The sequence below is a fragment of the Bacillus sp. NPDC057893 genome (assembly GCF_042796455.1).
Lineage (GTDB): Bacteria > Bacillota > Bacilli > Bacillales > Bacillaceae_G > Bacillus_A.
Genome location: NZ_JBHVNG010000001.1, coordinates 258,077 through 282,008 on the forward strand (window position 1 = coordinate 258,077; position 23,932 = coordinate 282,008).

At 36.7% G+C, this 23,932-nt stretch carries 21 protein-coding genes; 20 read left to right on the forward strand and 1 reads right to left on the reverse strand.

From position 1 onward, the window contains the following. Positions 1-127: 127 nt before the first annotated feature. The 3 genes from pfkA to ACFVQC_RS01550 all read left to right on the forward strand — a co-directional run bounded on the left by pfkA (position 128) and on the right by ACFVQC_RS01550 (position 3,521). Entirely contained in the window at positions 128-1,087 is a 960-nt protein-coding gene (gene pfkA / locus ACFVQC_RS01540; protein ID WP_002034288.1) for a 6-phosphofructokinase, read from the forward strand. A 54-nt stretch (positions 1,088-1,141) separates the two neighbouring features. Then, positions 1,142-2,899: a pyruvate kinase gene (gene pyk, locus ACFVQC_RS01545; RefSeq protein WP_377897281.1), complete on the forward strand. Its 1,758-nt coding sequence runs from the start codon at positions 1,142-1,144 to the stop codon at positions 2,897-2,899. Between the two features lie 232 nt (positions 2,900-3,131). Further along, positions 3,132-3,521: an FxsA family protein gene (locus tag ACFVQC_RS01550; RefSeq protein WP_377892500.1), complete on the forward strand. Its 390-nt coding sequence runs from the start codon at positions 3,132-3,134 to the stop codon at positions 3,519-3,521. A 462-nt stretch (positions 3,522-3,983) separates the two neighbouring features. On the opposite strand, the gene ytvI is transcribed toward ACFVQC_RS01550, so the two are convergent. Next, entirely contained in the window at positions 3,984-5,102 is a 1,119-nt protein-coding gene (gene ytvI / locus ACFVQC_RS01555; protein ID WP_002145428.1) for a sporulation integral membrane protein YtvI, read from the reverse strand. 431 nt (positions 5,103-5,533) lie between these two features. Here ytvI and ACFVQC_RS01560 point away from each other — a divergent pair, with 431 nt between their 5' ends. The 17 genes from ACFVQC_RS01560 to dnaI all read left to right on the forward strand — a co-directional run bounded on the left by ACFVQC_RS01560 (position 5,534) and on the right by dnaI (position 23,815). Next, on the forward strand, positions 5,534-5,995 hold the full coding sequence (locus ACFVQC_RS01560) for a DUF441 domain-containing protein (RefSeq protein WP_002112200.1): 462 nt from the start codon (positions 5,534-5,536) through the stop codon (positions 5,993-5,995). 387 nt (positions 5,996-6,382) lie between these two features. Beyond that, on the forward strand, positions 6,383-7,531 hold the full coding sequence (gene citZ / locus ACFVQC_RS01565) for a citrate synthase (protein WP_078179662.1): 1,149 nt from the start codon (positions 6,383-6,385) through the stop codon (positions 7,529-7,531). A gap of 160 nt (positions 7,532-7,691) precedes the next feature. Beyond that, positions 7,692-8,984: an NADP-dependent isocitrate dehydrogenase gene (gene icd, locus ACFVQC_RS01570; protein ID WP_002112198.1), complete on the forward strand. Its 1,293-nt coding sequence runs from the start codon at positions 7,692-7,694 to the stop codon at positions 8,982-8,984. A 19-nt stretch (positions 8,985-9,003) separates the two neighbouring features. Continuing rightward, positions 9,004-9,942 (forward strand): malate dehydrogenase, encoded by a 939-nt coding sequence (mdh, locus tag ACFVQC_RS01575; RefSeq protein WP_002160261.1) that lies wholly within the window; start codon positions 9,004-9,006, stop codon positions 9,940-9,942. Between the two features lie 216 nt (positions 9,943-10,158). After that, a complete protein-coding gene (locus ACFVQC_RS01580) occupies positions 10,159-10,632 on the forward strand; it encodes a MaoC/PaaZ C-terminal domain-containing protein (protein ID WP_002015489.1) in 474 nt (157 codons plus the stop codon). A gap of 95 nt (positions 10,633-10,727) precedes the next feature. Next, positions 10,728-10,964: a hypothetical protein gene (locus ACFVQC_RS01585; RefSeq protein ID WP_078179661.1), complete on the forward strand. Its 237-nt coding sequence runs from the start codon at positions 10,728-10,730 to the stop codon at positions 10,962-10,964. Between the two features lie 162 nt (positions 10,965-11,126). Next, positions 11,127-11,846, forward strand: a complete 720-nt coding sequence (gene phoP / locus ACFVQC_RS01590) for a two-component system response regulator PhoP (RefSeq protein WP_002112195.1) — start codon at positions 11,127-11,129, stop codon at positions 11,844-11,846. Beyond that, a complete protein-coding gene (phoR, locus tag ACFVQC_RS01595) occupies positions 11,839-13,602 on the forward strand; it encodes a sensory box histidine kinase PhoR (protein WP_377891878.1) in 1,764 nt (587 codons plus the stop codon). The genes phoP and phoR overlap by 8 nt, the downstream gene beginning before the upstream one ends. 285 nt (positions 13,603-13,887) lie before the next feature. Beyond that, positions 13,888-16,521 carry a DNA polymerase I gene (gene polA, locus ACFVQC_RS01600; protein WP_377897282.1) on the forward strand — a complete coding sequence of 878 codons (2,634 nt, stop codon included), beginning with the start codon at positions 13,888-13,890 and terminating at the stop codon, positions 16,519-16,521. Positions 16,522-16,533: 12 nt separating this feature from the next. Beyond that, the gene (gene mutM, locus ACFVQC_RS01605; RefSeq protein WP_377891883.1) at positions 16,534-17,364 is read left to right on the forward strand and encodes a DNA-formamidopyrimidine glycosylase; all 831 of its coding nucleotides are present in this window, start codon (positions 16,534-16,536) and stop codon (positions 17,362-17,364) included. 72 nt (positions 17,365-17,436) lie between these two features. Continuing rightward, positions 17,437-18,069 (forward strand): sporulation membrane protein YtaF, encoded by a 633-nt coding sequence (ytaF, locus tag ACFVQC_RS01610; protein WP_002145437.1) that lies wholly within the window; start codon positions 17,437-17,439, stop codon positions 18,067-18,069. 51 nt (positions 18,070-18,120) lie between these two features. Next, a complete protein-coding gene (gene coaE / locus ACFVQC_RS01615) occupies positions 18,121-18,723 on the forward strand; it encodes a dephospho-CoA kinase (protein ID WP_377891887.1) in 603 nt (200 codons plus the stop codon). Positions 18,724-18,832: 109 nt separating this feature from the next. Beyond that, the gene (locus ACFVQC_RS01620; protein ID WP_377891889.1) at positions 18,833-19,861 is read left to right on the forward strand and encodes a glyceraldehyde-3-phosphate dehydrogenase; all 1,029 of its coding nucleotides are present in this window, start codon (positions 18,833-18,835) and stop codon (positions 19,859-19,861) included. Positions 19,862-20,249: 388 nt separating this feature from the next. After that, positions 20,250-20,633, forward strand: a complete 384-nt coding sequence (gene speD, locus ACFVQC_RS01625) for an adenosylmethionine decarboxylase (RefSeq protein ID WP_002003660.1) — start codon at positions 20,250-20,252, stop codon at positions 20,631-20,633. Between the two features lie 196 nt (positions 20,634-20,829). Beyond that, positions 20,830-21,291, forward strand: coding sequence for a transcriptional regulator NrdR (gene nrdR / locus ACFVQC_RS01630; protein ID WP_001203686.1), 462 nt, complete (start codon positions 20,830-20,832; stop codon positions 21,289-21,291). Positions 21,292-21,436: 145 nt separating this feature from the next. Continuing rightward, a complete protein-coding gene (locus tag ACFVQC_RS01635) occupies positions 21,437-22,843 on the forward strand; it encodes a replication initiation and membrane attachment family protein (protein WP_377897283.1) in 1,407 nt (468 codons plus the stop codon). Positions 22,844-22,876: 33 nt separating this feature from the next. Further along, positions 22,877-23,815 (forward strand): primosomal protein DnaI, encoded by a 939-nt coding sequence (dnaI, locus tag ACFVQC_RS01640; RefSeq protein ID WP_377897284.1) that lies wholly within the window; start codon positions 22,877-22,879, stop codon positions 23,813-23,815. Positions 23,816-23,932 lie beyond the last annotated feature (117 nt).

Here is a 23,932-nt window from a genome sequence, read left to right on the forward strand (position 1 = left end):
AAAAGCGTGCGTTCCTCTTCGCGAATGCACGTTTTTATTATGAAAAGACACATCTTCTCCATTGTGTTTTTGTATTTTTTCGTGTTATTTTATTATAAGGCAAATAATCTTTATGAGGTGAGTACAAATGAAACGTATTGGTGTATTAACAAGTGGTGGAGATTCACCTGGTATGAATGCTGCCATTCGTGCAGTTGTTCGTAAAGCGATTTTCCATGATATTGAAGTATATGGTATTTACCATGGATACGCTGGTTTAATTTCTGGTCATATTGAAAAATTAGAACTTGGTTCTGTTGGCGATATTATCCACCGTGGTGGTACAAAATTATATACAGCAAGATGTCCTGAGTTTAAAGACCCAGAAGTACGACTAAAAGGAATCGAGCAATTAAAGAAACATGGTATTGAAGGACTTGTTGTTATTGGTGGAGATGGTTCTTACCAAGGCGCAAAAAAATTAACTGAGCAAGGATTCCCATGTGTAGGTGTACCAGGTACAATCGACAATGATATCCCTGGAACAGACTTCACAATTGGTTTCGATACAGCTTTAAATACTGTTATTGATGCAATTGATAAAATCCGTGATACAGCTACATCTCATGAACGTACATATGTTATCGAAGTAATGGGACGTCACGCTGGAGATATCGCATTATGGGCTGGTTTAGCTGATGGTGCAGAAACTATCTTAATTCCAGAAGAGAAGTATGACATGGAAGATGTTATCGCTCGTCTGAAACGCGGTAGTGAACGTGGCAAAAAGCACAGTATTATCGTTGTAGCTGAAGGTGTTGGAAGTGCAATTGACATCGGTAAGCACATTGAAGAAGCAACAAGCTTTGATACTCGTGTAACTGTATTAGGTCACGTACAACGTGGTGGATCACCAAGTGCACAAGACCGTGTATTAGCTAGTCGTCTTGGCGCAAGAGCAGTTGAATTATTAATTGCTGGTAATGGCGGACGTTGTGTTGGTATTCAAAATAATAAACTTGTTGATCATGACATTATCGAAGCGTTAGCTCAAAAGCATACAATCGATAAAGATATGTATCAATTATCTAAAGAATTATCTATCTAATTGGCTTAATGCCTTGTATTTGGGAACGGTTTCATAATTTTTCGGAGGTGCAATATGCGTAAAACTAAAATTGTATGTACTATAGGTCCTGCTAGTGAAAGTATTGAGAAATTAGAGCAATTAATGGAAGCGGGTATGAACGTTGCTCGTTTAAACTTCTCTCATGGTAGCCATGAAGAGCATGGAGCTCGTATTAAAAATATTCGTGAAGCTTCAAAGAAAACTGGTAAAACAGTTGGTATCTTACTTGATACAAAAGGTCCAGAAATCCGTACACATGACTTCGTAGACGGACAAGCTGAGCTTGTAACAGGTGCAGAAGTAATTCTTTCAACTGAACAAGTATTAGGAACTGCAGAGAAGTTCTCTGTATCTTATGCTGGTCTTTATGATGATGTTGATCCAGGTTCTCGTATTCTAATCGATGACGGTCTTATCGAACTAGAAGTAATCGAGAAAGCTGACGGAAACATCCGTACAAAAGTATTAAACAGCGGAACTGTAAAAAATAAAAAAGGTGTTAACGTACCGAACGTAAGCATTAAGCTTCCTGGTATCACTGAAAAAGACGTACAAGATATCGTTTTCGGTATCGAGCAAAAAGTTGATTTCATCGCAGCATCTTTCGTACGTAAAGCATCTGACGTATTAGAAATTCGTGAATTATTAGAAGGGCATAACGCTCGATACATCCAAATCGTACCAAAAATCGAAAACCAAGAAGGTATCGACAACATCGATTCAATCTTAGAAGTTTCTGACGGTTTAATGGTTGCTCGTGGTGATATGGGTGTAGAAATTCCACCAGAAGAAGTACCATTAGTACAAAAACGTCTAATCAAAAAATGTAACGTATTAGGCAAACCAGTTATTACTGCAACACAAATGTTAGATTCTATGCAACGTAACCCACGTCCAACTCGTGCGGAAGCAAGTGACGTAGCAAACGCAATCTTTGATGGAACAGATGCAATCATGCTTTCAGGTGAAACTGCTGCGGGTCAATACCCTGTAGAAGCTGTAACAATGATGGCTAACATTGCGGTACGTGTTGAAAAATCATTACAATATGAAGATATGTTCAAAAAACGTATTAAAGAGTTCACTCCAACAATTACAGATGCAATTAGCCAATCTGTTGCGCACACAGCACTTGCTCTTGATGTAGCTGCAATCGTAGCTCCAACAGAAAGTGGACATACTGCGAAAATGATCTCTAAATACCGTCCGAAATCTCCAATCGTAGCTGTAACATCTGACGAGCAAGTAGGACGTCGTCTTGCACTTGTTTGGGGTGTACAAGCGTTTATGGCTGGGAAACGTGCAGCTTCTACTGACGAAATGTTAGATACAGCAATTCAAACAGGTATGGATGCGGGTCTAATCGGACTTGGAGATACTGTAGTAATCACTGCTGGTGTTCCAGTTGCTGAAACTGGTACAACAAACTTAATGAAAATCCACGTTGTTGGTGAAGAAGTTGCTAAAGGACAAGGAATCGGTCGTAAAGCTGCAAAAGGTAAAGTAGTTGTAGCGAAAACAGCTGCTGAAGCTGTAGCGAACGTAAACAAAGGTGATATCCTTGTTACAACAAGCACTGATAAAGATATGATTCCTGCAATTGAAAAAGCTGCTGCTCTAGTTGTAGAAGAAGGCGGTCTAACAAGTCATGCAGCTGTTGTAGGTGTATCGATCGGTATTCCTGTTATCGTTGGTGTAAACGGCGTAACAACAACTTTAAAAAGTGGCCAAGAAGTAACAGTTGATGCAGCACGCGGAATTGTTTATAATGGACATGCGGAAGTGCTATAAGAAGTAATACGGAGAGAAGGATCGGAGTCCTTCTCTTTTTTTTACACAAAAAAGGATAGAGATAGCTTTAAACACCTGAAATCGCTTTGAAAAACGTTTGTTATAATGTTTAGTGGAAGAGGGTTATCTGTACTTTGTAAAGCTTGTATGAGTGTTTTAAGGGGCTTATAAGGGGTTTTGTAAGGGTGATGCTTTCAAACCTTTTGAATGAAATATGAAGGAGTGTGGAGCTGTGAAGTGGTTGCTATTCTTGCTTATTGTAATACCGGCGATTGAGATTACGGTATTGATAGGATCGAGTCATGTAATAGGTTTATGGTCTACGTTCGCTATGATTGTATGTACGGGTATTGTGGGTGTATATTTGGCGAAACGACAAGGGTTTAAAGTACTTAGAGAGATTCAATTTAGGTTAAATAGAGGAGAAATGCCGGGTGATACGGTTCTAGATGGTATTTTTATATTCGTAGGAGGTATTCTTTTAGTACTGCCTGGATATGTGACGGATATAATAGGTTTTATCTTTGTTGTTCCTGTAACGAGGGCTTTATTGAAGCCGGTTGTTATGAAGTGGATTGATTGGAAATTTAGAAAGAGAACTACTATTATTGTTCAGAAATAACGCGTAGATTATAGCGATCTACGCGTTATTTTTTTGTTTGCTATTTATGGTCAATTGTTAGCTGGGGGATTATTGTTAGTTATTAAACGATAGGATACAGAGGGTTCTTGTGAATTTAAAGTGTTATATTATGGTGGTGTTCTTGCTTGTAGTAAGATTCGACTAGTGAGCAGAAGTTAGATAGGAGAAGAGAAATTACTGATTAAAGGATTCATCTACCTTGTTTTGTATATTTATTCATTTACATAAAAAGTAATAAATGTAAGTAATAATTATAGAATAAATAGAATAAAAATGTATTTATGACCTAAAATATGCGTTTTTATGCAAAAAAATAAGAGGATTATCCTTTTATAGGGAATTCTCTTTTAAATGTAGTAGTACAAAAAAGTACAGTGAATAATCAGTGGGAATTTCCCACTGATTATAGTTGATTTTTTGTTGTGTATGAGTTAGAAAATATTATTTTGATGGTGAGCCTTTAATGAATTTCCATAAGTCGTGGAATACATGAGCTTTGTGTAATGTATTAAGTAGTACTAATATGACTGGACCGATGATTAATCCTAAAAAACCAAAGAGCTTAAAGCCGACAAATAGAGCGATGAGTGTCGCTAATGGATCGAGTCCAATATTAGATGAAAGTACTTTTGGCTCCATGATTTGTCTTTGGACAATCACGACGATGTATAGGATGAGAAGACCGATGGCGAATGCAGTATCGCCTGTGAAAAATACGTATATAACCCAAGGAACGAAGACGGCTCCAGTTCCTAAATACGGGAGTAAATCTACAACTCCTGTAATAATCGCGATAGTAATTGCGTATGGCACGCGTAATATTAAAAGGCCGATTAGTACAATGATAGTTGTCATAGATACGAGTGTAAGTTGCGCTTTAACAAAACCAAACAAAGCTTTTCTTAAATCGACAAAAATAGTTTTTCCGTATCCGTGTACACGATTAGGTAGAAGTTTTCTTACTTTATGAGCAAGACGGTGCCAATCGTAACTAATGAAGAAGGTGGCTAATAAGACGAATACAAGGACAGTTAAAGTTGTTGGTAATGCACTAATGAAATTTGTTAATCCGCTTATAATGGCGGTTAAAAGTTCTTTCATTTGTGTCGTTGCTTCGGTGCCTAAGTTTTGAATGTTTTGTGTAATAGTGTATCGCTGTGGTTCTCCAAGATGATTAAATTTAGAAATTAAATCATCATAGAGAGGCATAATATGATTAAGTGCAAATTCTTGGGCGAATGCAACGATATCTGGAAACTTCACTGTGACAATTTGTAGTAAGTATGTTGTGGCAGATATTGCTTCAGTTACAAGGTATGTAACAAGTCCGACGATAGCTCCGAATACGAGAATTAAGCTAACGAGTACCGCTAATGCGCGAGGGAATTGTAGTTTTTGATTAAGGAAATTGACGACAGGATTAATCAAATAAGCGAATGCAAAAGCGATAATAAAAGGGTAGATAAGGCCTGATATGTGCAGCAATGCATAGAACCCAACTACCGTTGCTACAATGACAAATATGAGTCGTAATATCATATATAGTAAGTTTCGGTTCAAAGGTGTATACCTCCCATTCCAATTTGGATTATCCTAATTCGTTCAACTTATAACTAGTGAGATTCACTAATCAAAGTTTCACTTTATGTTATAGTGGAATGATGGATTTAGCCTGCTTTTGCAGCGGATTAATGACTACAGAAGCTTGTTGGTGACGCTTCTACTATATGGTAAAAACTTCATTTTCTCTCTTTTTTATTTTACCTGTTTCTTATTATAAAAGAAAGGAGAGACATCCGCTTTTAAATGTATATGCATGTTTTATTTTTTTCTGGTTAAAGTCTTGTTTGTAATTTTGAAATGTATATGAAAATCAATTCGTTTCTTTATTATAATTGTTAAATATGCATCGGTATAGCATGTATAACGATAGGTTTAAGGGTATTTTTGTTTGGAAACAAGTTCATTATTTTCAGAAAGGAAGTGCAATCATGATTAGTCAGTCAACGTTATTTTTATTCATACTACTTATTATAGGACTTATTGCTAAAAACCAATCGCTTACTGTAGCTGTTGGAGTGTTATTTTTATTGAAGTTTACGTTTTTAGGCGATAAAGTCTTTCCTTATTTACAAACGAAAGGAATTAACCTCGGTGTGACGGTTATTACAATTGCGGTGCTTGTACCAATTGCGACGGGGGAAATAGGGTTTAAACAGCTTGGAGAAGCGGCGAAATCATACTATGCATGGATTGCTTTAGCTTCAGGAGTAGCGGTTGCTTTATTGGCGAAAGGTGGGGTGCAATTATTAACGACTGATCCTCATATTACAACCGCACTTGTTTTTGGGACAATTATAGCTGTTGCTTTATTTAATGGAGTTGCTGTGGGTCCGTTAATTGGGGCTGGAATTGCCTATGCAGTTATGAGTATTATACAAATGTTTAAATAAGGAATTTTATAGTAATATAAAATTTTTGAATTCTTTCTGTTCACAAAAGTCAGATAATTGTTTATAATAGGATTAGAAACTTTGAAAAGTTACATAACAGCAGAGACTTTACACCAGATAAAATAAAAACAACATAAAACAATTTTATAATGATATTGTTTTATGTTGTTTTTATCATAAAACTCTTCGGAATTTATTTTCCTCACTAACTTGTTGTTCTGAGCGTGAGGATTCGGGGAGATATTCACGCTCATGCTTTCCATGTAAGTAATGGACAATTAGAGGGGAACATCGCAATAAATTTGCATGAACGTGCATTTTGCTTGCCTAAAGAGTGAACGAGCGTTCATAATTTATAAGGGGAGCAAATAGATATAAGGAGCAAGGTTGGGAGAATTTTCAGGAAAAGGAGAGAATGTCATGACTGTTATTCGAGGTTTAGAAGGGGTAGTAGCAACAACATCATCTGTGAGCTCTATTATTGATGATACATTAACTTATGTTGGGTATAATATTGATGATTTAGCTGAGAATGCTACGTTTGAAGAAGTAGTGTACTTATTATGGCACCGCAAGCTTCCTAACGAACAAGAACTAGCGGAATTTAAAGAGACTGTATCAGAATACTATAAAGTTCCAGGTGAGATTTTAACATATTTGAAACAAGTAGATTTAAAAATCGCGCACCCGATGTCGGTTTTACGAACTGCGATTTCCATGCTATCATTATATGATGAGAGCGCTGAAATAATGGATGGAAAGTCTAATTATTTGAAAGCGGTTAAATTACAGGCTCAAGTCGGAACTTTAATTGCGGCTTATGCAAGAATTCGCAAAGGTTTAGATGTTGTTGAGCCAAGAAAAGATCTATCATTAGCTGCAAACTTCTTGTACATGTTAAATGATCGTGAGCCAAATGAAGTTGAAATTGAGGCTTTTGATAAGGCACTTGTACTTCATGCAGATCATGAGTTAAACGCTTCTACATTTACTGCACGTGTTTGCGTAGCTACACTTTCAGATGTGTATTCTGGTATTACAGCAGCAATCGGTGCATTAAAAGGTCCTCTTCACGGCGGGGCAAATGAAAATGTAATGAAGATGTTAACTGAAATTGGCGAAGAAGAAAATGTAGAATCATATATTCATAATGCTCTTCAAAATAAAGTAAAAATTATGGGATTTGGTCATCGCGTATATGAGCATGGTGATCCACGCGCGAAACACTTACGCGAAATGTCTAAGAGATTATGCGTGCTTTTAGGAGAAGACAAATGGTATAATATGTCTATCAAAATTGAAGACATTGTAACAAAAGAAAAAGGTCTTCCACCAAATGTTGATTTCTATTCAGCTTCTGTATACCATTGTTTAGGAGTTGACCATGACCTATTTACACCTATCTTTGCGATTAGCCGTATGTCAGGCTGGTTAGCTCATATTCTAGAGCAATATGAAAATAACCGTTTAATCCGTCCGCGTGCTGATTATGATGGACCTACGCATCAAGTGTATGTTCCAATTGCGCAACGATAAGTGAAAAACACTATTTTGATAGTGAAAATACGCTTTCAAAAGTCTGATTTTTTCGGAAAGATATAATGATTAGAATATTTTAATTTGACTAACGGTTTGAACTGAGGGGTTATTCCCTCAGTTTCATACATATGAAATTTCAAACATGGGGGTTATCACATTGACGACAGGTGAAAAAATTACTGTAACTAATGGTGTTATGAATGTACCAAACAATCCGATTATTCCATTTATCGAAGGAGATGGAATTGGTCCTGATATTTGGGCTGCAGCATCTCGCGTACTAGAAGCAGCAGTTGAGAAAGCATATGATGGTGAGAAGAAAATTGTTTGGAAAGAAGTGCTTGCAGGGGAAAAGGCATTTAACCAAACAGGCGAGTGGTTACCAGAAGAGACTTTAAATTTAATTCGTGAATATTTAATCGCAATTAAAGGTCCACTTACAACTCCAGTTGGCGGTGGTATTCGTTCTCTAAACGTTGCGCTTCGTCAAGAATTAGATTTATATGTATGTCTACGTCCAGTTCGTTACTTTGAAGGTGTTCCTTCACCTGTAAAACGTCCGGAAGATACTGATATGGTTATTTTCCGTGAAAATACAGAAGATATTTACGCTGGTATTGAATATGCACAAGGTTCTCCAGAAGCGGAAAAAGTTCTTGCATTCTTAAAAGAAGCAATGGGCGTTAATAAAATTCGTTTCCCAGAAACATCAGGGATTGGTATTAAACCAATTTCAGAGGAAGGGACAAAGCGTCTTGTTCGTGCTGCGATTCAATATGCAATTAACGAAAAACGCTCTTCTGTTACATTAGTTCATAAAGGAAACATTATGAAATTTACAGAAGGTGCTTTCAAAAACTGGGGTTACGAAGTAGCTGAACAAGAATTTGGCGACAAAGTATTTACTTGGGCTGAATATGATCGTATCGTTGAAAAAGATGGTAAAGATGCAGCGAATAAAGCGATGGCAGAAGCAGAATCTGCTGGAAAAATCATCGTAAAAGATTCTATTGCAGACATCTTCTTACAACAAATTTTAACTCGTCCACGTGAGTTCGATGTTGTTGCAACAATGAACTTAAACGGAGACTACATCTCGGATGCACTTGCTGCACAAGTAGGTGGAATTGGTATTGCACCTGGTGCAAACATTAACTATGTGACTGGACATGCTATCTTTGAAGCTACACATGGTACAGCTCCAAAATATGCAGGTTTAGATAAAGTAAATCCATCTTCTGTTCTTCTTTCTGGTGTATTATTATTAGAGCACTTAGGATGGAATGAAGCTGCGAATTTAGTAACTGATTCAGTTGAGAAAACAATTGAATCAAAAGTAGTAACTTATGATTTCGCACGCTTAATGGAAGGTGCAACAGAAGTGAAATGTTCTGAGTTCGCTAATGAACTTATTAAAAACATGGATGTAGCGATAATCAAAAACGCATAATTAAAGCGGGGGGTAAATTATGACAATCAAACGCAAGAAAGTTTCAGTCATCGGTGCAGGATTTACAGGAGCAACAACAGCATTCTTATTAGCACAAAAAGAGCTTGCAGATGTTGTATTAGTGGACATTCCACAGCTGGAAAATCCAACAAAAGGGAAAGCGTTAGATATGTTAGAAGCGAGCCCAGTACAAGGTTTTGATGCTAACATTATTGGTACATCTGATTACGCAGATACTGCTGATTCTGACGTTGTCGTTATTACAGCAGGTATTGCGCGTAAGCCTGGTATGAGCCGTGATGATTTAGTAGCAACAAACTCTAAAATTATGAAAAGTATTACGCGCGACATTGCAAAACATTCACCAAATGCGATTATTGTTGTATTAACAAATCCAGTTGATGCAATGACATATTCTGTATTTAAAGAAGCAGGATTCCCGAAAGAGCGTGTTATCGGTCAATCGGGCGTATTAGATACAGCTCGTTTCCGTACATTCATTTCACAAGAATTAAATCTTTCTGTGAAAGACATTACAGGATTTGTTCTTGGTGGACATGGTGACGATATGGTACCTCTTGTACGCTATTCCTATGCAGGTGGCATTCCGTTAGAAACATTAATTCCAAAAGAGCGTTTAGAAGCAATCGTAGAACGTACACGTAAAGGTGGCGGTGAGATTGTAGGCTTATTAGGAAACGGTAGTGCATATTATGCGCCAGCAGCTTCTTTAGTTGAAATGACAGAAGCAATCTTGAAAGATCAACGCCGTGTATTACCTGCTATTGCATACCTTGAAGGTGAGTATGGTTATAGTGACATTTACTTAGGGGTACCAGTAATTCTAGGTGGTAACGGAATTGAAAAAATTATTGAATTAGAACTTCTTGCAGATGAAAAAGAAGCGTTAGATCGCTCTGTAGAATCTGTACGTAACGTTATGAAAGTTCTTGTTTAATAATTAAATATAAGCGGAAAAAGATTCGGGGCCCCGAATCTTTTTCTACTATTTACTAAATTGTTTTTTTGAAATAATATGAAAACGCTATCATTCGGTGTATCCTATAATGAAACTATAGACTTATACTATACATTGCCCTCGTCATAGTAATTCTCGGATAAGGTATCACTTTTAATAGGATAATAAGGTGAAAAAATCGGAGGGGGTTGTAACATGTTAAAGAAAAAAGTTCAAATTGGTCGTAGAATGGATGAAATTACAGTAGGAGAGAAATTATCTATCACTGAAAAAATTGAGGATAAAGATTTGTTATTGTATTTAGGGTTAACGAATGATGCCAATCCATTATATATTCAGCATGATTACGCATCCCAAACTCCGTATGAAAAGCCGATTGTCCCAAGCATTATGCTAACGGGGCTGATTACAACGGCGGTTACGAAATATTTACCAGGTCCAGGTAGTCATATTACTAGGAAGGACCTTACGTTCGTGAAACATGTTCACCATTATGAAACGTTACAAATCCACTTTGAAGTTGTGGCTGTTTCAGAGGAGGAACATACAATTGATATGCTTGTATTTGCTCATGATGAAAAAGGAGAAACTGTTGTAAAAGGTTCATTAACAGTAACGCCACCTTTTAAATCTGTTTCCATTATGGAAAAGGCATTAGATAATTTTTAAAAAATGAAAGTTAGAATGATATAAAAGTAGCGCTAGTCATATTCTTATTAAGGGTATGCTAGCGCTACTTTTTGTTTGGAAAGGGTGATATAACTGTGAAATGGGAAAGGGAAGACATTATTTTTGAAACGATAAGAGAAGCTGAAGTGTGGGCCGATTCAATTGCGAATGAAATGTACGGGAAAGTATTTGATGGATATGAAACACCAGATTATAAAATAGCGTATGCTCTTTCGTTTTTCCTAGCGCAAAATCGAGATTGTATAGTTCATACGGAAGTGAGTTTTAAAAAAGAGAGAGCGATCTATAAAGTTTGGGAAAATCCTGTGTAGCTGAAGGTGAGTCGTAATTACTTCTATTTTCTCAATTTTACACAAACGAGCTCCATGAATAGACAATTATATTGAGGGAGACCTTGTTTTCTAGTATGATGAGAATAACGGGGAAAATACTAGGATGAAGAAGGTTTCAAGTCTATAACTTGGAGGAAAAGAATGAACAATCGTATTTTAGTAGTTGATGATGAGGAATTTATCTTAACTTTAATTGAATTTAATTTACAACAAGCTGGGTTTGAAGTTATAACAGCGATGGATGGAGAAATGGCGCTTCAAAAAGCGACAACAGAACGCCCAGATTTAATTATATTAGATTTAATGCTTCCAAAAATGGATGGTATGGAAGTTTGTAAAGAATTACGATTGCAGCGTGTTATGACGCCGATTTTAATGCTAACAGCAAAAGATGATGAATTTGATAAGGTGCTAGGTCTTGAGCTTGGGGCTGATGATTATATGACGAAGCCGTTTAGCCCAAGGGAAGTTGTTGCTCGTGTGAAAGCGATTTTGCGCCGCACGAAATTACAGCAAGAAGAAAAAGTTTCGGAAACGCCAGATGAAGATAGTATCATAATTGCAGAGCTTAAAATTTTACCGGAGTTTTATGAAGCGTACTTCCAAGGCAGGAAACTGGAACTAACACCGAAAGAATTTGAGTTACTTGTTTATCTTGCAAAAAATAAAAGTCGTGTATTAACTCGTGACCAATTATTGAGTGCTGTATGGAATTATGATTTTGCCGGTGATACAAGAATTGTTGATGTCCATATTAGCCATTTGCGCGATAAAATTGAACAAAATACGAAAAAACCGACGTACATTAAAACGATACGTGGTTTAGGTTATAAATTAGAGGAGCCAAAAGGGGATGAATAAATTTCGTTCCAGGCTTCTTTTTACATTTGTTTCTCTTATCGTTTTTATCTTAGTTGGACTAGGTGTATTATTAGAAACCGTATTTGAAAATTACTATATAGATCATGCTAAAGAAAGAATGGTAAAAGAGACAAGGTATGTTGCTGTATTAGCAGAGGAGCAAGGGTTTGATTCTGTTTTAAAAAAGCCGTATGTATTTGAAAAGTTAGAAGAACAAATACCAGCTTCTATTATATTTGTGGATGAAAAAAAGAAAGTTCAATATAGCGGAGGGAAACAATCTGCATTTAATCAAGAGATGATTAAAGAACTTTCTTCTGAAGCAGGAAAACAAAAAAATAAAGTCATTACGAAAGAAACAGATCAAAAAAATGAATTTTATCATGCTGTGTTCGTCCAGGATGTAGAAGGGAAACAAGGATATATTTTGGTGAAAAGTACAATTGATACTTTGAGGGACGTTCACCAAAAAACGTGGGGATTATTAATTATCGGATTTGTCATTGCTTGTCTCGTAGTTGTATTCCTAGGTGTCAAAATTACAGGACAATATATTAGGCCGATCGAATCAGTTACGAAAGTTGCGATTGAATTAGCGAAGGGTAATTATAAAGCGCGTGCATATGAAAGTCATTCGGATGAAACAGGAATGCTGAGTAAAGCAATTAATATTTTAGCTCGTAATTTACAAGAGATGACACTCGAACAAGAAATGCAACAAGATCGTTTGCACACATTAATTGAAAATATGGGAAGCGGAATGATTTTAATTGATAGCCGTGGTTATATAAACCTTGTAAACCGTTCTTATAAGGAGACTTTCCACGTAACAGATGAAGAATATTTAGACCGTTTATATTATGAATCGTTTCACCATACGGAAATTATTGAGCTTGTGGAAGAAATTTTTATGACAGAAGTGAAAGTGCGTAAACAAATGCTATTGCCGCTAGGTATTGAGCGCAAGCATTTCGAAGTATACGGAGCGCCAATTATTGGGACAAACCATGAGTGGAAAGGGATTGTTCTCGTATTCCATGACATTACAGAGTTAAAGAAATTAGAACAAATGAGAAAAGACTTTTTAGCGAATGTTTCTCATGAATTGAAGACACCGATTACTTCTATTAAAGGTTTTTCAGAAACACTCTTGGACGGAGCGATGGATAATAAAAAATTCTGCGAACATTTCTTGCATATCATTTTAAAAGAAAGTGAGCGTATGCAAGGATTAATTGAAGATTTATTAGATTTGTCAAAAATCGAGCAGCAAGGGTTTAGATTAAATATGGGCACGGTTGATATGAAGGGGCTTCTTGAAGACATTCACATGGTGCTTGATAATAAAGCGGGTGAAAAAGAAATCTCTTTACAAGTGAATGTATTGAAACGAGTTTCCGTTATTGGAGATCCGAGCCGCTTAAAACAAATCTTTATTAATTTAATTAATAATGCAATCGTATATACGCCGGCTGGAGGCGTTGTTTCAGTTGAATTATTAGAGGATAAATATAATGCGTATATAAAGGTGTCGGATACTGGAATTGGTATTAGTAAAGAAGAAATCCCTCGTATATTTGAACGTTTTTATCGAGTTGATAAAGCGAGAAGTAGAAATACGGGTGGAACGGGTCTTGGTTTATCAATTGTAAAGCATTTAGTTGAAGCACATCAAGGTACGATTACAGTGGATAGTGAGGTTGGAGAAGGTACAACATTTACAGTTGTTTTACCAAAATCAGCTACTGAAAAATAGGATGAAGGATATTTACAATATATTAACAATGGCTTAATTAAATATTAATAAAGCTCTGTTAATATAATATATGAAAACCCCTTCATCCAAGGAGTAATTTTGGACGAGAGTAGTTATGCTATTCTCGTCACTTCCCTTTTATGCCAATGTAAGTCTGTTTATATATGATAGAAAAAAACCGTTATTTTTCTTCTCTCTATTAGTCATGTTAATATAGAGAGAGGATAGGAACGGTTTTTTTTCTGTGGAAAAATCGTTTCAAATTTGTATGGGGAGGTTTGTAGTTTGGAAAAAAAAGTCGTATTAGTAGATGGTAATAATATCGCGTATCGTGCTTTCTTTGCACTACCGCTTTTAAATAACGACAAAGGTATACATACGAACGCAATTTATGGTTTTACGATGATGTTAATGAGAATATTAGAGGAAGAAAAACCGACGCACATGCTTGTGGCGTTTGATGCGGGGAAAACAACGTTCCGTCATAAAACGTATAGTGATTATAAGGGAGGACGTCAAAAGACTCCACCCGAACTATCAGAGCAATTCCCGTTTATTCGCGAAGTACTTGATGCATTTAATGTTCCGCGCTATGAATTAGAAAACTATGAAGCGGATGACATTATGGGGACTTTAGCGAAAGAAGCGAGTGAGCAAGGGTTTCATGTGAAAGTTATTTCAGGAGATAAAGACTTACTGCAACTTGTTTCAGATAATACACTCGTATGTATTCCTCGCAAAGGGATTACAGAAGTAGATGAATATACGAAAGAAGCTTTATTTGAGAAATATAGCTTATCACCAAAGCAAATTATCGACATGAAAGGTTTAATGGGAGACCAATCAGATAACATTCCAGGTGTACCGGGTGTTGGTGAGAAGACAGCCATTAAATTATTAACGCAATTTGAAACGGTAGAAGCGGTGTATGAAAATTTAGATCAAGTGAGTGGGAAGAAATTAAAAGAAAAGTTAGAAGCGAATAAAGAACAAGCTCTTATGAGTAAAGAGCTTGCGACTATTATTACAGACGCGCCAATTACTGTGCATGTAGATGATATGGCATATAAAGGGTATGAACCAAGCGATGTTATTCCGATGTTTGAGAATTTAGGATTTACATCTCTTTTAAATAAGTTAGGTGTTACACCAGAAGAAACAGCTCCTGCTGAATTAGATGATATTACATTTGATATCGCTGAGGCAGTTACAGAAGAAATACTTCAGCAAGATAGTGCGCTTATTGTAGAAGTGCAAGAAGATAATTACCATAAAGCTGATATTCAAGGTTTTGGTATTCAAAATGAAAATGGTTGTTACTTCATTCCAGCCGATGTTGCTCTTAAATCAGATGCTTTTAAAGAGTGGCTTGCAAATGGAGAAATGAGAAAACATACATTTGATGCGAAGCGTGCTATCGTTGCCCTAAAGTGGAAAGGTGTAGATATTCAAGGGATTGACTTTGATTTATTAATTGCCGCTTATTTACTTGATCCAGCTGATACCGATAAAGATTTCCGTGCTGTTGCGAAAATGAAAGAAACACATGCGGTAAAATCTGACGAAGAAGTTTACGGGAAAGGTGCGAAGCGTGCTGTTCCTGAGCAAGAGGTAGTAGCTGAGCATGTCGCTCGTAAAGTGCATGTATTATTCGATGTGAAGCAAACATTCGTAGAAGAGTTAGAAAAGAATGAGCAATATGAACTATTTACAGAGTTAGAATTACCGCTTGCTCGTGTATTAGCTGACATGGAAGTGAAAGGTGTTACAGTTGATACGGAGCGTCTTCGTAATATGGGAGAAGAGCTTGCGGGTAGATTAAAGGAAATGGAACAAGAGATTTATGAGCTTGCAGGAACGGAATTTAATATTAATTCACCGAAGCAGCTTGGGGTTATTCTGTTTGAAAACTTAAATTTACCTGTTATTAAAAAGACGAAAACAGGTTATTCTACGTCTGCTGATGTACTAGACAAGCTTATGGATCATCATGCAATCATTCCGAAGATTTTACACTACCGTCAATTAGGGAAACTAAACTCTACATATATTGAAGGGTTATTAAAAGTTGTACATGACGATTCATCTAAAATTCATACTCGCTTTAACCAAGTGTTAACGCAGACGGGACGACTAAGTTCAACGGAACCAAACTTGCAAAATATCCCGATTCGCTTAGAAGAGGGAAGGAAGATTCGTCAGGCGTTTATTCCTTCAGAAGAAGGATGGATTATGTACGCAGCCGATTATTCACAAATTGAACTTCGTGTGCTTGCTCACATTGCAAAAGATGAAGGTTTAGTTGAAGCGTTCCAACATGACATGGATATTCATACGAAAACAGCTATGGATGTATTCGGTGTTGGAAAAGATGAAGTGACATCTAATATGAGACGACAAGCAAAAGCTGTAAACTTCGGCATTGTATACGGTATTAGTGATTACGGTCTTTCGCAAAACTTAGGAATCACGAGAAAAGCGGCAGGGGAATTTATTGAAAGGTATTTAGAAAGCTTCCCTGGAGTACAAGAATATATGGCTGACATTGTAAAAGATGCGAAGCAAAAAGGATATGTTTCAACGTTATTAAATCGCCGTCGTTACATTCCAGAAATTACGAGCCGTAACTTTAATTTACGTAGCTTTGCAGAGCGTACAGCAATGAATACACCAATTCAAGGTAGTGCGGCGGATATTATTAAAAAGGCTATGATTATTATGGCGGATCGCTTAGAAGAAGAAGGCCTACAAGCTCGCCTACTTCTGCAAGTACACGATGAATTGATCTTTGAAGCGCCAAAAGAAGAAGTGGAAAAATTAGAGAAGCTTGTACCTGAAGTAATGGAGCATGCAATTGAACTAGCAGTTCCATTAAAAGTTGATTATTCTTACGGTCCAACTTGGTACGACGCGAAATAAGGAAGTGATAAAATGCCAGAATTACCAGAGGTTGAAAATGTTAGACGGACACTTGAAAATCTTGTAACGGGAAAAGTGATTGAAGATGTAATTGTCACCTATCCAAAAATAGTGAAACGACCAGACGATGCAGAAATCTTTAAAGACATGCTAAGAGGCGAGATGATCGAGAATATAAAGCGAAGAGGTAAGTTTTTGCTTTTGTATGTAACGAACTATGTAATTGTTTCACATTTGCGTATGGAAGGTAAGTTTTTACTTCATCAAGAGGATGAGCCAATTGATAAACATACACACGTACGTTTCTTATTTACAGATGGAACTGAATTACATTATAAAGATGTGAGAAAGTTTGGTACGATGCATCTCTTTAAGAAAGGTGAAGAGTTTGCTCAAATGCCTCTTGCTGATTTAGGACCAGAGCCATTTGATGCTGAATTGACACCGCAGTACTTACAAGAAAGATTGCAAAAGACAAATCGCAAAATAAAAGTCGTATTATTAGATCAGCGTCTTTTAGTAGGGCTTGGAAATATATATGTAGATGAAGTATTATTCCGTTCGCAAATTCATCCAGAACGAGAAGCTGCATCTTTAACAGAAGAAGAAGTAGAAAGAATTTATGAGGCGATTGTTACAACGCTAGGCGAAGCTGTTAAGCGAGGCGGAAGTACAATTAGAACGTATATTAATTCGCAAGGACAAATTGGTTCGTTCCAGGAACTTCTAAATGTATATGGGAAAAAAGGAGAACCGTGTGTGACTTGCGGTACGCTATTAGAAAAAACAGTTGTTGGCGGAAGGGGAACACATTACTGCCCAATTTGCCAACCTAGAATATAGAAAAGGGATAACATCGGATAGGCATTTGTCATATACATAGAGCAGAGCTATGTATAAGGGAGGAGCTTACCGATGTACCTTTATTTATCTCTTATTTTATTAGCTTTTACATTAAGCTTAGATAGCTGTAGTGTGGGGCTAACATATGGGTTAAGGAGCGTAAGAATTCCACTAAGATCAATTATAATTATCGGGATCTGTTCAGCAGCTGTCATGCTCGTTTCCATGGGAATTGGACATATGATCGCGAAAATATTTTCACCTGTTATCGCAACGCGTATCGGTGGGCTTGTTCTTATTGGAATAGGTATTTGGGTATTATATCAATTTTTTCGAAGTGATAAAAAAGAAGAACCGAAGCAAGAGGAGAAGGTTTGGAAATTAGAAATTGCTTCACTAGGGTTAGTGATTCAAATTTTGCGGAAGCCGACTGTTGCGGATTTTGATAAATCAGGAACCATCTCTGCAGGAGAAGCACTACTTCTCGGTATCGCTCTTTCTATAGATTCGTTTGGTGCTGGAATTGGTGCATCTTTATTAGGTTATGCACCTGCTATGATGGCGCTGTTAGTTGCGGTTATGAGTTCTTTGTTTTTATTTATTGGAATGAAACTTGGAACGGTTTTATCCAATATGAAATGGTTACAAAAATTTACATTCCTGCCTGGGGTTTTACTCATTATTATTGGAATTTGGAAAATGTAAGTATGGGCGTGGAACATTAGTTTCGCGCCTTTTATTATGAGGAGGATTGTTATGACGGTAGTAATTGGATTAACGGGAGGCATTGCAAGCGGAAAAAGTACAGTGTCTCAAATGTTTCATGAACTTGGTATACCGGTTATTGATGCAGATATTATTGCGAGAGAAGTTGTAGAACGAGGAAAACCAGCATATAACAAAATTGTAGAAGTCTTTGGAACGGAAGTACTACAAAAAGATGGAGAACTTGATCGTCCGAAGCTTGGAAGTGTTGTTTTCTATAATGAAGAAAAGCGATTGCACTTAAACAAAATTGTTCATCCTGCGGTACGAGAAGAAATGAATGCACAAAAAGAGTTATACATAAAAGAAGGTATGCAATCGGTTGTGTTAGATATCCCTCTTTTGTTTGAAAGTAAATTAACAAATCTCGTTGATCGAGTATTAGTTGTAGCGGTTACGCCGAATACGCAATTAGAACGTTTAATGAAACGGAATAGTTTTTCAGAAGAAGAAGCAACGGCGCGTATTCAATCTCAAATGCCACTAGAAGAAAAAATAAAGATGGCGGATGAAGTGATTTATAATGATGGCACAATTATGGGAACGAAAACACAATTAGCTGCTATTTTGAAGGAATGGAACATTATTGATTAAAAAATTGTGAAATTAATGAAAATGCTTAGTGACATATCTCCTTTTTGTGTTATACTATTATTGGGATTGGAGATAAATAGTATAACGCATTCAAGGGGGATAACATATTATGACTCGTGTGGCAATCAATGGATTTGGACGTATTGGGAGAATGGTGTTTCGTCAAGCAATAAAAGAAAGCGCATTCGAAATTGTAGCAATCAATGCAAGCTATCCATCAGAAACGTTAGCACATTTAATTAAATATGATACAGTTCATGGAAAGTTTGACGGAACAGTGGAAGCATTTGAAGATCACTTACTAGTAGATGGGAAAATGATTCGCCTTTTAAACAACCGCGATCCAAAGGAATTGCCTTGGAAAGAATTAGGTGTTGAAGTTGTAATTGAAGCAACTGGTAAATTTAACTCGAAAGAAAAAGCAATTCTTCATGTTGAAGCTGGAGCGAAAAAAGTCATTTTAACAGCACCTGGTAAAAATGAAGATGTAACGATCGTAGTTGGTGTGAACGAAGAACAATTAGATATTACAAAACATACCGTTATTTCAAATGCATCTTGTACAACAAACTGTTTAGCGCCTGTTGTAAAGGTGTTAGATGCGCAGTTCGGAATTGAAAACGGTTTAATGACAACTGTTCACGCTTATACAAATGACCAAAAAAATATTGATAACCCACATAAAGATTTAAGAAGAGCGCGTGCTTGCGGACAGTCTATCATTCCGACAACGACGGGTGCTGCGAAAGCGCTTGCAAAAGTTCTTCCACATTTAAATGGAAAACTTCATGGTATGGCACTTCGTGTACCAACACCAAACGTGTCTCTTGTTGATTTAGTAGTAGACGTAAAACGTGATGTAACAGTTGAAGATATTAATGAAGCATTCAAAACTGTTGCAAACGGTGCGTTAAAAGGAATTGTAGAATTCAGCGAAGAGCCTTTAGTGTCTATCGACTTTAATACAAATACACACTCAGCTATTATTGATGGTTTATCTACAATGGTAATGGGTGAGCGTAAAGTGAAAGTACTTGCTTGGTATGATAACGAGTGGGGCTACTCTCGTCGTGTTGTAGATCTTGTAACGTTAGTTGTAGATGAATTAGCAAAACAAGAAAATGTACAACATATTTAAGTGGAATAGAGGGAGGGCAAGTGAATATTTGCCCTCTTTTTTTATTTTTTTCTGAAAAGGGAAAAAATTATATGAATATATTTTCAAATAGTGGACATACCAAAAACCATTGGGATTACTGTATTTGTGAATCGATTAATTTTTTTAGGGAAAAGTAAAGAGGAAATTATGACAGAAAATCGAAAAAACTGTGGTTGCAAAATGAAAATAAACAAAGTATACTAACACTCGTAAACTTAAGAGCTGAGGTACGTAGTCACTACTTAAAGGGTTAGGACCTCTCTGGACTAACTTTCCCCCGTGGTAGTGGAGCAAGCCAAATTGCAAATTAGTTTTCAATTCGAACAGTTAGAATAAATTTACAAGGGGGAACTGTAGAATGGATACTATGGATACGATGGGTCGTCACGTGATTGCTGAACTTTGGGATTGCGATTTCGACAAGCTTAATGACATGCCGTATATTGAACAATTATTTGTGGATGCAGCACTAAGAGCTGGTGCTGAAGTACGTGAGGTTGCTTTTCATAAATTTGCACCACAAGGTGTAAGTGGAGTAGTAATTATCTCGGAATCACATTTAACAATTCATAGCTTTCCGGAGCACGGTTACGCAAGTATTGATGTTTATACTTGTGGGGATCGTATTGATCCAAATGTTGCTGCAGAATATATTGCAGAAGGTTTAAACGCGAAAACGCGTGAGAGCATCGAGCTTCCTCGAGGCACTGGTAGCTTCGAAATTAAGCAGAGAGAAACAAAAGCTCTTTAAAAAAGAACATAATTGATTTAAAATGTAAAGAGGTGTATAATGCGCCTCTTTTTTAGTTTATATAAAATAGGATCACGATATGTAATAACTTAGAGTGGTCATTATAGAAGAATGAGTTATATAATATTGTATATATATTTTCACATGTAGGTGAGTAGCGAAAGAATAAAGATTATAGTGTAAAGGAGTGAATGAATTGCGTTGTCCATCCTGTTTTCATAATGGAACAAGAGTGTTAGATTCGCGTCCGGTAGACGAGGGGCGCTCTATTCGAAGAAGAAGAGAGTGTGAAAGTTGTTTAAGTCGCTTTACGACATTTGAAAGAGTAGAAGAATCACCTCTTATCGTTGTTAAAAAAGAAGGAACACGAGAAGAGTTTAATAAAGAGAAAATTTTGCGCGGTTTAATTAAAGCGTGTGAAAAAAGACCTGTATCTTTAAGGCAGTTAGAGGAAGTAACACAAAGTGTGGAGCGTGAACTTCGTAACTTAGGTATATCAGAAGTGAAAAGTGATATGATTGGTGAAATTGTTATGGAAGAACTTCGTGATATTGATGATGTTGCTTACGTACGTTTTGCTTCTGTGTATCGTCAATTTAAAGATTTAAATGTATTTATTGAAGAATTAAAAGATATACTGCAAAAAGAGAGAGAGTAGAAGGAATCTCTTTATATACTGTAAGTAAACGAGATAAGAGAGCTAGAAGCGGAAGCTAATAGCTCTTTTTCGCTAATAAATTATATAATAAAGATAGAACGAGTGAAATGTAGGTTAGATTGGATGAGAGAAAGGAAAAGCAAGAATGGAAAAACAGTCATGGATGGAGCTATTGCCGATTGATCGTTATAAAGTAAGTGCGAAAGGGTTGTTACATAATTACGACCGGAAAGTATTAACGATGTTGTATCAGCCGTTAATAGGTAGTAGAGCTTTTAGCTTATACATGACACTATGGGGAGAGTTAGAGCAAGATCGTGTGTTTGGAAAAGAGAATACACATCACTCCCTTATGGTGACTATGCAAATGCAACTTCCTGAAATATATGGGGAACGAGTAAAGTTAGAAGCGATTGGTCTTTTAAATGTATATATTAAGAAAGAAAAAGATATTCGAATGTTTATATATGAATTGCAACCACCTTTATCTCCGAAGCAGTTTTTTGATGATATTGTTTTAAGTATCTTTTTATATAATCGCTTGAGTCGGACAAAATACAACCAAGTAAAGCAATATTTCTTAGAAGAAGAATTCGATTTTGCTTCTTATGAAAATGTTACGCGCTCCTTCAACGATATATTTGATTCGTTTAACCCAGGTCAGTTTGAATATGCGCAAGAAGAACTGCGTATCCCGAAAGCGACAATTATGCCAAGTAACGAGAATGGGGATGCTCCGAAAGTTTGGAACGATTTCTTTGATTTCTCTTTATTTGTAGACGGACTATCAGCGCTTGTTCCTAAAAAGGCGATTACAGATCAAGTGAGAGAATGTGTTATTACACTCGCTTATGTGTACGGTGTGGATGTGTTATCGATGCAAAATATCGTTCTTGGCGCAGTGACAGAGATACAAACAATTGATATCGAAAGGCTTCGGAAGGGAGCACGCGATTGGTATCAATTCGAAAATGGTCAAGCGTTACCTGTATTAAGTGAAAGAGTGCAACCTCATGCTGCTCGTACAATGAAAGAGAAAGAGCCATCTACGCAAGAAGAGATGCTAATGAAGCAGTTAGAGGAAATCTCGCCAAAACAACTATTGAAAGAGATTTCAGGCGGTGCAGAGGCGACGAAAGCGGACTTGCAAATCGTTGAGGATGTAATGATAAACCAAAAGTTAACGCCAGGGGTTGTGAATGTACTTATTTATTACGTTATGCTACGCTCAGATATGAAGCTTGCTAAAACGTATGTCGAGAAGATTGCTGGACATTGGGCGCGAAAAAAGGTCGGTACAGTAGGCGAGGCGATGGCGCTAGCGAAAGAAGAGAATCGTCAATATCAAGAGTGGGCTGAGACGAAGAAAAAAGGTCGTACAGCGAAGAAAACAGTGCGAAAAGAAATGGTACCAGATTGGCTTAAAGAAGAGTCGAAAGAAGAAGAGAAAGAACCTGTAAAAAATGACGTAAGTGCGAAAAAAGATGCAAGTACGTTAGAAGACGAACGGAAACGATTAGAAGAAGTGTTGAAAAAATATAAGCGTGATTAATAAAAGAAAATGAACGCTCTTTGAGGTGAGAAAATGGAGCATATTCAAAATTCATTTACGAAATTAATGGAAAATAAAAACTTTAAAAATAGATATGAAGTCTTAAAGGCAGAAGTGATGGCGCACCCTCGTGTGAAAGAATTTATAGACGAACATAAAGGTGAAGTAACGACTTCTATGATTGAACGAAGTCTTGTGAAGTTATATGAATATATTGGACAAAGTGTAGGGTGTGCGGATTGTCCAAATTTAGGGTCATGTAAAAATATGCTACAAGGATATGAGCCGAAGCTCGTCATCCAAGGTAAGATGATTGATATTCAATATGATCGTTGTATTAGAAAAGTAGCATATGATGAGAGAAAAAAATATGAAAAACTTGTTCAAAGTGTATATATGCCAGTTGACATTTTGCAGGCAACTATGGAAAATTTAGACCCTTCAGATTTAGATGCACGTATTGATGCAATAGGTGCAACGAATGAATTTTTAAACACATACGAACCAGGTAAAAAAGCACAAGGTTTATATTTGTACGGTAAATTTGGTGTAGGGAAAACGTATCTTTTAGGGGCAATTGCAAATGAGCTTGCGCGAAAGAAAATTAGTTCGATGCTCGTATACTTCCCTGAATTTTTACGTGAAATCAAAAGTTCGATTCAAGATAATTCGATTAGCGGAAAGATTGATGCTGTCAAACGTGTACAAGTATTAATGTTAGATGATATCGGAGCAGAAGCGATGTCAAGTTTTGTACGTGATGATGTACTCGGTGCAATCTTGCAATTCCGTATGTTGGAAAACTTACCGACGTTCTTTACATCTAACTTTGATTTCAAACAGTTGGAACATCATTTAACGTATACACAGCGCGGTGAAGCAGAAGAGATGAAAGCGGCCCGTATTATGGAACGAATTAAATATTTAGCGAAGCCAATCCCAATTGGCGGGAAGAACCGTCGTAATAAGTAAAGAGCGAGCTGAGAAGCTTGCTCTTTTTTATTTTAAACATTTTTTCAGAGTAGCTTGTATCATTTTTTTCTCCCTCCCTTAATATATATAAAATTAGCAAGCCATATCGAGTGGATG

Bases quoted from the DNA above. Each gene is read 5' to 3' on its own strand.
- pfkA (WP_002034288.1), top strand. From the start codon at position 128: ATGAAACGTATTGGTGTATTAACAAGTGGTGGAGATTCACCTGGTATG.
- pyk (WP_377897281.1), top strand. From the start codon at position 1,142: ATGCGTAAAACTAAAATTGTATGTACTATAGGTCCTGCTAGTGAAAGT.
- ACFVQC_RS01560 (WP_002112200.1), top strand. From the start codon at position 5,534: ATGATTAGTCAGTCAACGTTATTTTTATTCATACTACTTATTATAGGA.
- mdh (WP_002160261.1), top strand. From the start codon at position 9,004: ATGACAATCAAACGCAAGAAAGTTTCAGTCATCGGTGCAGGATTTACA.
- ACFVQC_RS01580 (WP_002015489.1), top strand. From the start codon at position 10,159: ATGTTAAAGAAAAAAGTTCAAATTGGTCGTAGAATGGATGAAATTACA.
- phoP (WP_002112195.1), top strand. From the start codon at position 11,127: ATGAACAATCGTATTTTAGTAGTTGATGATGAGGAATTTATCTTAACT.
- phoR (WP_377891878.1), top strand. From the start codon at position 11,839: ATGAATAAATTTCGTTCCAGGCTTCTTTTTACATTTGTTTCTCTTATC.
- mutM (WP_377891883.1), top strand. From the start codon at position 16,534: ATGCCAGAATTACCAGAGGTTGAAAATGTTAGACGGACACTTGAAAAT.
- ytaF (WP_002145437.1), top strand. From the start codon at position 17,437: ATGTACCTTTATTTATCTCTTATTTTATTAGCTTTTACATTAAGCTTA.
- coaE (WP_377891887.1), top strand. From the start codon at position 18,121: ATGACGGTAGTAATTGGATTAACGGGAGGCATTGCAAGCGGAAAAAGT.
- ACFVQC_RS01620 (WP_377891889.1), top strand. From the start codon at position 18,833: ATGACTCGTGTGGCAATCAATGGATTTGGACGTATTGGGAGAATGGTG.
- speD (WP_002003660.1), top strand. From the start codon at position 20,250: ATGGATACGATGGGTCGTCACGTGATTGCTGAACTTTGGGATTGCGAT.
- ACFVQC_RS01635 (WP_377897283.1), top strand. From the start codon at position 21,437: ATGGAAAAACAGTCATGGATGGAGCTATTGCCGATTGATCGTTATAAA.
- dnaI (WP_377897284.1), top strand. From the start codon at position 22,877: ATGGAGCATATTCAAAATTCATTTACGAAATTAATGGAAAATAAAAAC.